8 protein-coding genes are annotated in these 12963 nt (G+C 43.5%); 3 read left to right on the top strand and 5 right to left on the bottom strand.

Annotated elements, in window-relative coordinates:
• Positions 1-384 precede the first annotated feature (384 nt).
• A complete protein-coding gene (gene pssA / locus JC525_RS14045) occupies positions 385-1185 on the bottom strand; it encodes a CDP-diacylglycerol--serine O-phosphatidyltransferase (RefSeq protein WP_198816376.1) in 801 nt (266 codons plus the stop codon).
• Positions 1186-1574: 389 nt separating this feature from the next.
• Here pssA and xdp1 (JC525_RS14040) point away from each other — a divergent pair, with 389 nt between their 5' ends.
• The 3 genes from xdp1 (JC525_RS14040) to prsT all read left to right on the top strand — a co-directional run bounded on the left by xdp1 (JC525_RS14040) (position 1575) and on the right by prsT (position 6417).
• Positions 1575-2513, top strand: a complete 939-nt coding sequence (xdp1, locus tag JC525_RS14040; protein ID WP_198816375.1) for an exosortase-dependent surface protein XDP1 — start codon at positions 1575-1577, stop codon at positions 2511-2513.
• Between the two features lie 169 nt (positions 2514-2682).
• Positions 2683-3498, top strand: a complete 816-nt coding sequence (gene xdp1 / locus JC525_RS14035) for an exosortase-dependent surface protein XDP1 (RefSeq protein WP_198816374.1) — start codon at positions 2683-2685, stop codon at positions 3496-3498.
• A gap of 105 nt (positions 3499-3603) precedes the next feature.
• Positions 3604-6417, top strand: a complete 2814-nt coding sequence (gene prsT, locus JC525_RS14030) for an XrtA/PEP-CTERM system TPR-repeat protein PrsT (RefSeq protein ID WP_198816373.1) — start codon at positions 3604-3606, stop codon at positions 6415-6417.
• A gap of 21 nt (positions 6418-6438) precedes the next feature.
• Here prsT and dld read toward each other — a convergent pair whose 3' ends face one another.
• The 4 genes from dld to rluD all read right to left on the bottom strand — a co-directional run bounded on the left by dld (position 6439) and on the right by rluD (position 12786).
• Entirely contained in the window at positions 6439-8142 is a 1704-nt protein-coding gene (dld, locus tag JC525_RS14025) for a D-lactate dehydrogenase (RefSeq protein WP_198816372.1), read from the bottom strand.
• A 122-nt stretch (positions 8143-8264) separates the two neighbouring features.
• A complete protein-coding gene (gene clpB, locus JC525_RS14020) occupies positions 8265-10841 on the bottom strand; it encodes an ATP-dependent chaperone ClpB (RefSeq protein ID WP_198816371.1) in 2577 nt (858 codons plus the stop codon).
• 189 nt (positions 10842-11030) lie between these two features.
• The gene (gene pgeF / locus JC525_RS14015) at positions 11031-11786 is read right to left on the bottom strand and encodes a peptidoglycan editing factor PgeF (RefSeq protein WP_198816370.1); all 756 of its coding nucleotides are present in this window, start codon (positions 11784-11786) and stop codon (positions 11031-11033) included.
• Between the two features lie 16 nt (positions 11787-11802).
• On the bottom strand, positions 11803-12786 hold the full coding sequence (gene rluD / locus JC525_RS14010; RefSeq protein ID WP_198816369.1) for a 23S rRNA pseudouridine(1911/1915/1917) synthase RluD: 984 nt from the start codon (positions 12784-12786) through the stop codon (positions 11803-11805).
• Positions 12787-12963 lie beyond the last annotated feature (177 nt).

Below are 12963 nucleotides of genomic sequence, written 5' to 3'. Positions count from 1 at the left end.
ACTCTTAACGAGTGCCCACACAGATTGTCTTGTCTAAATTGTTAAAGAACATTGCTAGTTTTGCTAGCTGCCTCTCCCGAAGCGGATGAGTATCTTACAGCGCATCTTTTTTTTGTCAACAACTTTTGTTTATTTATTTTTAAACTTGGTTTTTGACATCCTCATCAGTTGTTAGCGTTTTGCTGTTCCCTGTTGAGGAGGCGCGCATTTTACGCATTCTCACTGTGTCGTCAACACCCTTTTTTAAATAAATATAAAAAAAGCGACCATTCGGTCGCTTTTTAATCTATTTGCTTGTTTCACGCACTATTTACTTAAAGTTTGTTTTCTTTCACCCTTTAAAGGGACAGTTTCCTTAAAAAATCGCCCCTGTACGTTCATTGGCTACTGAGGACCGTCTACACCCTCATTGTGTTTCTTTTTTTCAGCATTAAAGTCTGCGTCTTCTTCGTGATCGCCCACTACGTCATCCAAAGTAACCTTATCAACGGTACGAAAAGTATTGATAGGCCCAGCAAGTGCATACAAAGCAAACACCAAAAACAATACTAGAGCTGGCTCTGTTGCCACAACAACGAATATAAGCAGTACTAAAAGCAACCCAACAAATGGAACCTTGCCGTGCCAGTTCACCTCTTTAAAAGAATTGTACTTAAAGTTACTGACCATCAATAGCCCAGCTAAGCCGGTTATTACAGCAACAATGAAACCGTAATCAGTACCCACGGCGTCATATTCTACACCAACCCACACCAGGCCCGACACAACTGCGGCTGCAGCCGGACTTGCCAGACCTTGAAAGAAGCGCTTATCAGCAATACCCACTTGTGTATTAAAGCGAGCTAAACGAAGAGCAGCACCTGCTACATATATAAAGGCGGCCAGCCAACCTAGTTTACCCAGCTCGGTCAACCCCCAGTTGTAAGCAACAAGCGCTGGTGCCACACCAAACGAAACCATATCGGCCATTGAGTCATACTCGGCACCAAAGTCGCTTTGCGTATTTGTCATTCGCGCCACACGCCCATCTAGGCCATCAAAAATCATAGCTACGAAAATAGCTACCGCCGCAGCTTCAAACCGACCGTTCATTGATGAAACCACAGCGAAGAAACCAGAAAACAACCCTGCTGTTGTTAATAAGTTGGGAAGTAAGTATATCCCTTTACGTTTTTGATCAGACATATGTCCTCGTACTTCTACATATAATTGCGTTAATTATTTCATAGATATGTAAGAACGCATAGCAAAGTAAAAAGTAGCATGCTTCCTTACATATATTCCCTACACACGACCACTCAAAGCGCTGTTAAATATATTCATTCAGACACGTGTGTTTTCTTAAACTAAGTCGGCATACAGCCATCGTTAGATTCGACGTAGGTTTCGATAGCAATTGATCAAGCGCTAATAACTAGGTATACGCCAAGATACCTTAAACAGCTCACCGTTCAGATATCATACAAATCCATGTTGAATTTAAGTACTACTTAAAAGTATTGCATATCAAGATACGCATAGCTTATTAGGTAAGTACTCGAAGCGCAAAGCGCTTCTTATAGAGGAAAGTAGTCATGCGATTACTTCATAAATCGTTTTCTTTACAATCTATGGTCATTCTATCTACCGCTTTGCTATCTAGTCTGAACGTAAGCACTGCATTTGCCACCTACTATTATACAAAGCAAAGCTATTCTCACTGTGGCTCATCAACCCAAACCACTGAGCAAAGTAATGTATGTAACTCACCACTCGGTGAGTACAATTACGATTTAGTGGACAATAAAGTAACACAGCACTCCCCCACAAATGATTCCACCGTTCAAATTGATGGCCTAAATATAAATATGTCTGCCTTTTCTGATACTCATGGTATTTCGGGTGAAACTGTCGTTGGTGCCAAGTTAGAAAAAATCTCTGATAAATGGGCTTATGGCGTAACAAATAATGACGAGGCGAATTACAAAGGTTATTCCGACCACGCGATTGATAATTTAAATTACTTCTCAAGCGGTAGCAGTAATTCTGAACATTATAGATTTACAAACGTTGAGCGGGACTATGATTTTGTTTTGCTATCGTTTGATTCTGCGGTAACGCTAACCGGCGCTAGCTTTTCTTGGTTACACAGCAGCAGTGATAGTCAGGTGTCTGTGGCGGCGCTTAGCAATACCTCAAAATTAACTTCAGGAATAAATACTTGGAGTGATATCGTCGCGGATGCCTTAACGTCAGCTTCGTTTGATATTGAGAGCTGTGAATATCTAGATCACCGCGCTGACTTTACTTTCACCGAGTCCGCTCAATATTGGTTGGTGGGTGCCTACAACACAGTATTTGGCGATATTGGCGGGAGAGTGGGTAATGATGCGCTCAAACTCGCCAACATTGGTTTCTCTGTTATAGAAACAACGGGCACGCCCGATACAACGGAAGTGTCGGAACCTGGGACTATCGGCCTACTCATGGCCTGTTCACTCTTCGCCATGTGGCGCCGCAAGAAACTTATTTAAGGATATTAGACTTTAGATCACTGACAGGTAGTACAACCTGTCAGTTTTTTTTACTTTTCGAAATCAACACTAATTAATTTCCTTACTAATTAAATACATAAAAAATGGCACATTCTATGCTTAACCCACACAAAACATCATAAGAGCCATCAACGTAGAGTAGTAGAAAATGCGAATCATTACCTTTGTATCAGCATTGTTTTTAAGTTCAAATTTAGCGTGGGGTGAAGATACATTTATTCAAGAACATTCTTACAATTATAACTTCGACAGTGTGAATGTTGGGACAGACCCAAACGGTGGATCTTTGGTCACTACTTTCGATTCTTTGAACCTCAATGATATTAATTTATCAATATCGGGATGGTCAGATGTTGAAAGGTTAGATGAACATGACAACTGGGACTATAAACGCGTAGTTAGAGCTGAGGTACAAAAAGTATTTGACTACGGCTGGGCCGTTAAAAACTCTCTTGAAGACGAAGGAAGCCACCAAACCATTGATAACAGTACCGGCCAATATCCAGATTACGACTTTATTCTATTAAGTTTCAGCGAAGAAGTTCAATTGGATAGATTAAACTTTGGATGGGCGGATTTTGAAAATGGTTCACAAGAAGTTTCCGTTGCTGCTATTACCGATACAGGTTTTAACAAACTTACGAGCGAAAACTCCACGTGGTCAAGTATTATCTCTGATGCAGTCTCAAGTTCTTTTTCAATTGAAAGGCTATCACACAACCGTGGTGTTTCTAATTTGAACTTTTCTTCTACAGCCAAATATTGGCTTGTAGGTGCCTATAATACGGTTTTCGGTACTACGTCTAGCGGGTCTACTTTAAATGATGCATTTAAGATCGCTGGCTTAGGGTTTAGTAACACGACTGAAACAAAGACTAACACAGAAGTAAGCGAACCAGGTGCCCTTGCACTAATGAGCTTAGGTTTGGGTCTTGTTCTTTATAGACGTAAGCGTCGCGTTTAATTGTTTAAAAACGCTTAGAAAACACGTATCTTTAGAAGGTGGCTTAGGCCACCTTTTTTTATGCTATTTTAAAGCCAGTAGCTAGGCTAAGTTTCGAAGGTTTATATGGATTTTTTTAATAATAAGAAGCGTGTTGTACAACGCACTATTGTCTCTGCAGTTGCCTCATCATTAATCGCTTTTAACAGTTTTGCTACTACGTCAGAAGACTATGAAAAAGCGCTTACCGCGTTTAATCAAAACGAATACGACGAAGCCTATATTCACCTTAAAAATAGCTTACAAAAAGACCCAGAAAACCTTGCTGCAAAGATATTAATGGGCGAAATACTGTTGATTAATGGCTACCTTACTGCGGCCGAAATGGAGTTTGTAGAAGCACTGGAAATGGGTGCTGATATTAATCTTCTGGCAGAGCCACTTGGCAACACATGGCTATTTTTAAACCGATATCAAGAGATTGTAGACTTCTCTGATATAAACAAGCTGTCGGGTGAAGCAGAGCGCGAGTGGTTAATGATTCGTGCTACGGCATGTATTCGGTTAGAAGACGAGCAATGTGCATTGCGCGACTACAACACTATTGTTTCACGTACGCCCAACTTTGTGCCCGCTATAAATGGTTTAGCCTCTATTGCCCTTCAAAATGAAGACTTATCTAAAGCAACGTCTCTTATCGACAAAGCCATGTCGTTAGAACCAGAAAACGCAATCACATGGCGATTAAAGGGCCAGCTTGCCTATCGACAAGGTGATACCGACGGCGCAACCGCACATTTACAAAAAGCGCTGACGTTTAATCGCGACGATCCTATTGCACTGCGTAATCTTGTAGATTTGTATTTAGAAGCAAAAGATTACGACACAGCAAAGCTTTTTGTTGATGAAATTATTGAAGATACGCCCAACGACCCTCTGGCCATACTGCTTAACAGCTGGCTGCAAAGCAGAGATAACCAGCAAGCTATTGATAACGAAAAACTAAAAGAGCTCAACGATTTCATGGCGCAGCTCGACCCTGAGCTGATAACCTCTCAACCCATGTTGCTGTACATAAGTGGTTTAACGAACTTCTTTAATAACAACATGGAAACAGCCGCAAAAGACTTTAACGCCTATTTGCAGCAGGAGCCAGATGACCTACAGGCAGTATTAATGCTAAGCCAGGTCTATACGGCAACTCAGCAGGATAAACAAGCACTCGCGCTGCTTGAACGTCATCAAGATGCGCTAATGGAAGACCCGGACTCTGCGCTTCTTCTCGGTGACCTGTTTATTCGCCAAAACAAAGCGTTTAAAGCTGAACGACTGTTGCAAAACCTTGAATATAAGTACCCGAATGAAAATAAGCTTCAGCTTTTCAAAATTAAGCTGATGGCAGCGAGGGGGAAACAGGACGAAGCCCTTTCGATCCTCGAAAACAATTTACCTAACTATAAAGATAACGCAGGTTTTCTTTTCACATATTCATTAATGAATTTACAAGCGCAGAAATTTGATAATGCATTAAAAGGTGCAAATCTGCTAAGTAAACTCTACCCCGACGAAGCTGAAGTATACAACCTTAAAGCTGGCATCTTGATTAGGCAAGGGCAGTTAGAAGAAGCTAAAACCAACATCGAGAAAGCGCTGGCGCAGAACCCTACCCTTTTTCCTGCAAAATTCAATTTGGCGGCGACAGAAAGCCGCTTGGGCAACGTAGAAACTTCTAATCAATTGATTGAAGAACTTCTTACTTTGTCACCACAGCATAATGAAACGCTCATGCTAAAAGCGTTTAATTTGACCAAAGCAGGCAAGGTAGATGAAGCAAAGCAAATCTATCTCGATTTACTAACACTTACGCCGTCGAATATCGGTGCTAGGGAACGCGTTTCTTCTTTGTATCAGCAACAAGGCGATACTAAGAATGCACTGTATCACTTAGACCTGCTAATTAAAGATGACTTCGACAATGCTGACTACCTTCTTCGAAAAGCAGCCCTTCAGCTTGCTAGTAATCAACGTGCCGACGCCGAAAAAACGCTAAGCATTGTAAGAAATTTTATTAATGATGACGCGGGTAAATTAATTGCCTATGCCGACCAAGCCCGAAATATTGGTGATAATGAGGGCGCGTTAGACGCCATGGATCGTGCGTACGAAATAGCCAACACAAGTACGTTTGTTACGTTGCGCTATACAAGCTTATTGTTAGATTTGCAGAAAAACGATAAAGCACAGTCGTTGTTAGCGACCATTCCTGCAAACCAGCAACAAAGCCCGGTCTATCATTTTCTGAAAGGAAGATTGGCTGCGAATAAAGGCAATAATGAAAGTGCAATTAACGCTTTTGAAAAAGCGCTAGAAGTCGACGCTTCTTTTGCCCAGGCCTTTGTTGCGATCTACAACTACGCCTTAAACGAACAGTTTGTTGATGTATTTTTAAATACTGCCCGCAAATTGGTGAACGAAAATGAAAACAATCTACTGGCGAAAAACCTACTGGCACAGTACCTTTTCTTTATTCAAGAGTTTGACGAATCGATAGCACTATACAAAGAGCTTGTTGAAGAGCCGAATCTTCTCAACCCAGCGGAGGCCTTTAACCGTTTAGCTATCATGCATATAGAAAAGTCTCTGGTTACCGCGAAAAACTATGCGCGCCAAGCGTACGAGCTGCAGCCTAATTCAGCCAAAATATTAGATACCTTTGGGCACATTAAAGCACTGCAAGGCGATTACGAAGGCAGCCTTAAAATGTTGAGAGACGCGTTCGCAAGGGATGCCAACGACCCGAATATTCGCTACCACCTAGGCTATACTTTAGCTAAACTCAATAGAATTGAGGAAGCGAAGAAAGAGCTGGAGTATGCCGTAAATGTTGAGCGCCCATTCTTTAAGCGCCCAAAAGCTAAAGCGTTACTAGAGAGCCTGTAATCAGACTCTCTTCACCTTCAACTAAAGGCAGCACGAACAATTGCGTTTGTGCTTCTCCATCTTACCAATGCCTGGATTAAAGGTATTGGTAGGGTCTAGCTCTCTGTAAAACTGCTGTAACGTACTCTCAGCTTCATACAAATGCCCGACGTTATGCTCGGCAGGATATTTAGCACCGCGGCTATCTAATAATGCCAACATATTCGCTTTTACTTTTTTGGCATCGCTGCCCTTTTTCAATATGTAATCTTGATGGAAAACATGGCAAAAGAAATGCCCGTAATAAAGCGATTTTTCTACATATTGGGCAATATACTCGGGCAACTCTTCTACCCAAAAATCATCGTTACGGCGTAAAGCAATATCTAACGCTAAAATATCCCCTACTTGCTTGTGATGTAGCATTTGATAGCGCACTGCTGCTCCCGCGGCGGCGAAACGCAATAAAAACGCCTTAGAGGCTTCCTCTTCATTACAGGTAATGAAGTCACCTTCTAATTGCTCTTCATTAAACAACCTGGATAAAAGTGTGCTAGCCTCTTCAATACCTCCATCGCTCATTTTAAGGATAAGATGATGCTCGAACTTGTCGCGGAAGGCTCTTAGGCTCGAAGGAATTTGATCAGGAAAGAACTTACTACCAAACTGCATAACGCTATCACTCAAATAAGCAGGTATAAAAGGCAGCTTGTTAAGCACAGCATCCACCCGCCCTTTAAGTGCAAACATTTTAGGTAGTGAATCAGTTCCCAGACGCTCAATACTTAATATTGTATCTTTGCCGTACACATCAGCAATATCAAACATCTCCCTGTGAAGGTATTCGCCTACTTCAGGAATGTGTTTAAAGGTCGACAAAATTTCTTTGCGAATACGGGTAAACACAGCAGCATCATTCGTACCGATGTAGAACGTTTGTTCTTTCTTGGACACTTCGAATGTATCTAAGCGCACAGCAAAAACTGCAATCTTTCCCGCGCAACCGCTGGCTTCATATAGCCTTGATGGGTCGGCATTAAAGCGGCTAGGCGTATTAGCACTCACATCTCGAACGATATGTTCGTAGTCACTAGCTGACGCTTGCTTGTCAGTATCGGGTAGTGATTTTGCAAAGTTGCTTGAAGAAAGGTTTCCGATAATCTCTTCTGGGTCATCGCCTAAATCTATTCCTAAATGATTAATAAGCTTCAGTTCACCGTTTTTATCTATTTGGGCAAATAGCGATAACTCAGTATACGCAGGCCCCCGTTTAACTAACGCCCCACCTGAATTGTTTGCCACACCGCCAACTATTGACGCCCCCAAACACGATGAGCCAATTACTGAATGCGAAGCACGCCCCAAGGGCTTCAGCATTTTTTCAAGCTTAAACAAGGTTGCACCTGGAAAACTCAACACCTGCCTACCATCATTTATTAGAACGATATCGTCCATAGCTAGGGTGTTAATTACTACTACCGGTCTATCATAATCGTCACCGCTAGGTGTCGAGCCTTCGGTCAGCCCGGTTTTCGCGGCCTGCATAATGATGATACAGTTATGTTCAACGCAAACCTTAAGCACTTTCCAATATTGCATTAGCGTTTGTGGAAAAAGTACCGCTAATGCGTCACCCTCGCCAGAGCGCCACCCTTTTCGGTAGTGTTCGGTTTGACGTTTACCAACGGTAAGGTTACCTTCCCCGAGTACGCGTTTAAATGCGCCAATAATTGGGGCTGTTTGCATGAATAACTCCTAACACCTGCGCTAAGTTTGCTCTAACAGGTAAACTAAAGGAAAAGGCAGTAATAAGGCAATAAAAAAGGCACTGTTTCCAGTGCCTTTGAAGTAGCTGATCTCAATACTTCCTAGTTGCTGACAATAAAAAGCCCGCTGTCGTCTGCATCTATACGCACTGTTGACTCGGGTATTAACTCCCCTGCTAACAACTGATGCGCAAGCGGATTTTCCACCTGCACTTGTATCGCTCGCTTAAGAGGACGCGCGCCAAACACAGGGTCGAAGCCCGCATCGGCCAACTTGTCCATGGCAGCCGCAGACAACGTAAGTTTATACCCTTTTTCTGCCAATCTTGCGCGAAGAGAGGCAAGCTGAATTTTCGCAATAGACTTAATTTGCTCTTTCCCAAGTGGATGAAATACCACAATATCATCAACGCGGTTAATGAATTCAGGTCTGAAATGTTGTCCTACCACATTCATTACCATCCCTTTCATTTCGTCATACTGGCTTTCGTTGTGCTTATCTTGAATGATGTCTGAGCCCAAGTTAGACGTCATGATCACAACCGTATTTTTAAAGTCTACGGTGCGTCCTTGTCCGTCAGTTAGTCTGCCGTCATCTAATACCTGAAGCAGAATGTTGAATACATCGGGATGCGCCTTTTCAACTTCGTCTAACAATATTACTGAATAAGGCTTACGACGCACCGCTTCGGTTAAATAACCACCTTCTTCATAGCCAACGTAGCCTGGAGGAGCGCCAACTAAACGCGCCACAGAGTGTTTCTCCATGAACTCAGACATATCGATGCGTATCATGGCGTCTTCAGTATCAAACATGAAACCAGCTAACGCTTTGCACAGCTCTGTCTTCCCTACCCCCGTAGGCCCTAAGAAAAGGAAGGAACCGATTGGACGATTTGGGTCGGCAAGCCCGGCTCTAGAACGACGTATTGCATTTGATACAGACTGAACGGCCTCTTCTTGACCAACGACTCGTTTATGAAGGACGTCTTCCATGCGAAGTAATTTTTCACGCTCGCCTTCCAGCATTCTTGCCACTGGAATACCCGTCCACCGAGAAAGCACATCAGCGATTTCTGCATCAGTTACTTTGTTTTTAAGTAAGGTTGTTTCTCGAGTTTCATTTTCAGCCGCCTGCTCAAGCTTGGCCTCAAGTTCAGGAATCCGACCATACTGAAGTTCCGACATACGATTTAAATCAGAAGCCCGTCGCGCAATTTCCAAATCTAGTTTGGCTTGCTCAAGTTCGCCTTTAATAGTTTGGGTACCCTGCATGGCGTCTTTTTCATCCAGCCATACTTTTTCGAGCTCTGAATATTTGGTTTCCGCTTGCTCACGCTCTAGTTCGATCATTTCAAGTCTTTTATGACTTGCATCGTCCGTTTCTTTAGCAAGCGCCTGCTCTTCTAACTTGAGCTGAATAATACGGCGCTCTAGTCGGTCCATTTCTTCCGGCTTAGAGTCTATTTGCAGACGAATGCTAGATGCCGCTTCATCGATAAGGTCAATGGCCTTATCCGGTAGCTGACGGTCGCTTATATAGCGATGGGACAAACTGGCGGCTGCTACAATAGCTGGGTCAGTGATATCCACCGAGTGATGAAGCTCGTAGCGTTCTTTAAGCCCTCGTAAGATGGCGATGGTGTCTTCAACGCTAGGCTCTTCAACCAATATTTTTTGGAAACGACGCTCTAGCGCTGCATCTTTTTCAATGTACTGACGGTATTCGTCTAACGTGGTTGCGCCCACACAGTGAAGCTCACCGCGAGCCAGCGCAGGTTTAAGCATATTCCCCGCATCCATTGCACCGTCGCCCTTTCCTGCTCCCACCATAGTGTGTAGCTCGTCAACAAATAAAATAACGCGTCCTTCTTCTTTCGCCAATTCGTTCAGCACTGCTTTCAAGCGCTCTTCAAACTCACCGCGATATTTAGCGCCGGCCACCAACGCCCCCATATCAAGGGCAAGCACACGCTTGTTTTTGAGTCCTTCTGGCACTTCGCCATTAATGATACGCTGTGCCAAACCTTCAACAATCGCGGTTTTACCCACACCTGGCTCACCAATAAGCACAGGGTTGTTTTTGGTTCTACGCTGCAACACCTGAACGGTCCTGCGAATTTCTTCATCTCGCCCGATGACAGGGTCAAGCTTTCCTTGTTCAGCCCGTTCGGTTAAGTCTGTGGTATACTTCTCTAGCGCTTGACGCACGTCTTCAGCGTTCGGATCTGTCACCTTCTGACCACCACGCATGTCGTCTATCGCACTTTCAATGACTTCTTTCGTGATATTTAAACTTTTAAAAATCTCACCCAATCGACCTTTATCTTGTAATGCTGCCAGCACAAAGATTTCGGATGTGATGTATTCATCTTTCCGCTGCTGCGCGATTTTATCGCAAAGGTTCAGTAATATGCCGCTGTCTTTGCTTAACTGAACATCGCCTCCTATACCTTCTATGCGGGGTAAACGCTCAATAGCCTGACTCAATGCTGAGCGCAGCGCATTTACATTAATGTTTGCCTGATCTAACAATGGACGAACTGAACCTCCTTGCTGATTAAGCATGGCTGTCATTAAATGAACAGGTTCAATATATTGATGATCTCGCCCCAACGCGAGTGATTGAGCATCGGAAATCGCGAGCTGAAATTTACTGGTAAATCTATCTAGTCTCATAATCTCAACCTAAAAAATAAACAATTATGTATAGTCTAGTTATGTAGGCAGCGGAATTGTGATTCAAGTATAAGCGCTAAAAGATAGCCAAAAAGATGAAAAAGACTATTGAGGATTTGATATAGCGCAAACTTTGATTTGGTTGACCGAATTTTTACCAGCACATCTACAGGTGAGCAATCACTGAAATTAGCGTATACCAATCACACTGACCATTCTTCCTGTGGTTCGCTTTTGTTGATGCGTTGCCCTACGGTGAGAATAAAAGTGATGTTCATCAGAATAGGTACATAAGTTACTTTGCGTTACATTCTCGACACCCGCCTGCGCGAGTTGAGCCTGCGCTATCTTGGGTAAGTTCAATAAATATCTATCTTGATTGCTACTTGGCGCCACTACACCCTGGATATGGCGGAACAACCCCGCTAATTCTTCATTTACTTCGTAGCACGACTGACTGATAGCAGGCCCAATCCACGCCATAATTTTACTACTCGGACAGGTAAAATTTAAAACCGCGTTTTTGATAATATTAGTGTGAAGACCTTTCCAGCCAGCGTGAACTGCCGCGACCTCTTGTCCATGCTCATCGCATAACAAGATAGGTACACAGTCTGCAGTCATGACGGCACAGAAGTGAGATGTTGATGTTGAATAAGCCGCATCTGCGGTGGTGTCTAAGCTGGGTAAAGAAACCACGCGGCTGCTGTGAATCTGTTCCAACCATGTGATTTTATCTCCGTGAGGCAGAAGACTTCTGTTGGCTTTAACCAAAAGTAAGTCGTCGCCCACGTGAGCCCCAACATTCAAGCCTGCAAAATCCCCAGTGCTAACGCCACCCGCTCGAGTCGTAGTGTAAGCCACAACGTTAGACGGACAAGGCCACTCGGGCGTGATCAGGTCGAGCGCCACTGACATAGATGAGCCTTGATGTGAATTTTGCATAGGTCTTCTTACCTACTTACAACATGTCTTGAGGGTTTTCTTCGCTGTCCTTTTTAACCGCTTTTAACATGTCTTGCATATCCTGCGGTAAAGGTGCCTTCCACGTCATCCACTCCTCAGTTTCTGGGTGGAATAGAGAAAGCTGAGCGGCATGAAGTGCTTGACGCTTAAAGCCGCGAAGAGCAGCAATAAACTCCTCAGAGGCACCTTTTGGTAAACGAGGACGCCCGCCATAAACTTGGTCACCCAATAAGGGATGCTTGATATGAGCCATATGCACGCGTATTTGATGAGTACGGCCTGTCTCTAGCTTAAGACGTAAATGGGTGTAAGCTCTAAACTTTTCAATAACGCGGAAATGCGTAACTGCAGGCTTACCCGACTCGCGCACCGCCATATGGGTTCGCTTAGTCGCATGTCTTCCTATGGGTTCATCAACGATGCCTCCCGCGACCATAGTACCTAAGGCTATTGCTTCATACTCACGACTCATTTCTCGACGCTGAAGTTGATCGACAAGATGCGTTTGCGCTGGGATAGTTTTTGCTACTACCATCAAGCCCGTCGTATCTTTATCGAGGCGATGAACGATACCTGCGCGAGGAACCTTATCGATTTCAGGAACATGATTTAAAAGCGCATTGAGCACGGTACCACTTGGATTACCTGCACCAGGGTGTACAACCAAGTCAGCGGGCTTGTTTATTACTAAGATATGATCGTCTTCATAGACAATATCTAGGGCAATATCTTGCGCTTCACTTGTAACTTGAACATCCATCTCAGCGCGAACGGTAACAAGCTCTTCCATCTGCATTTTATGGCGTGGAATAGTGATTACCTCACCGTTTACCGCCACATTACCGTCTTGAATCCAAGTTTTTAGCTTAGAACGGGAATATTCAGGGAACAAATCAGCCAAAACCTGATCTAACCGTAAACCAAAATGGGCAGCTTCCGTTGAAGCTTCTAATTGTATTGTGTTGGGCGACTCTGTCATAACACCATTGATTACGTCTAAAAAAGGGTATTATAACAAGGTTTGACGCTGTACACTGCCTTGTTTACGTTTTTGTATGGTTTTTCTCACCGTTAGTACGTTAGAATGCAATTAAAGTGTTGTTGTTTAACACATGGGCTTAGACAGCGAAGTACTAAAACTGTTTAGCAGGAAAAT

The organism is Alteromonas sp. IB21 (genome assembly GCF_016405965.1).
GTDB lineage: Bacteria > Pseudomonadota > Gammaproteobacteria > Enterobacterales > Alteromonadaceae > Alteromonas.
Note: the sequence above shows the minus strand (reverse complement) of the source record. Positions and strands in the feature narration are given on the sequence as shown.